The 621-nt window shown below is 47.2% G+C and carries 1 protein-coding gene; it reads right to left on the bottom strand.

Going from position 1 to position 621, the window contains the following annotated elements; translation table 11 throughout:
* Nucleotides 1-621: GTPase (locus tag R7190_RS28600; protein WP_318138025.1), on the bottom strand; the 621-nt coding region annotated here is incomplete at both ends.

Raw genomic sequence — 621 nt, 5'->3', positions numbered from 1 at the left:
CCATGTTACCGTGAATCACGACGATTGGTGGGTTGTAACCACCTGCGTGCGCGTATTTTAGCTTGATACGACGGCCACGAACCATTGGCGGTTGGTGATCATCAGTCGCCATCTTCATGATACGAGTCAAAACAGAGGTACCAACACGTGTCGTTGCCGACTTGTACGCTTCTTGGATAGACTCAAATAAGTGACCAACACCAGTACCGTGCAGTGCAGAGATAAAGTGAATACGAGCAAAGTCAACGAAACCTAGGCGGCGGTCCAGCTCTTTCTTCACGTTCTCTTTTACTTCGTTATCTAGACCATCCCACTTGTTTACCGCTAGTACGATTGAACGACCGGCGTTCAATGCAAAACCTAGCAGGCTCAAGTCTTGGTCAGAGATGTTTTCACGTGCGTCGATAACCAATAGCACTACGTTTGCGTCTTCAACGGCTTTCAACGTTTTAACAACAGAGAATTTCTCAACCGTTTCGTTAATACGACCACGACGACGTACACCCGCAGTATCAATGATTACATACTCACGGCCATCACGTTCCATAGGAATGTAGATTGAGTCACGAGTTGTGCCTGGCATGTCGTATACCACAACACGTTCTTCACCAAGAATACGGT

It is taken from the genome of Vibrio sp. 1078-1 (assembly GCF_033340475.1).
Note: the sequence above shows the minus strand (reverse complement) of the source record. Positions and strands in the feature narration are given on the sequence as shown.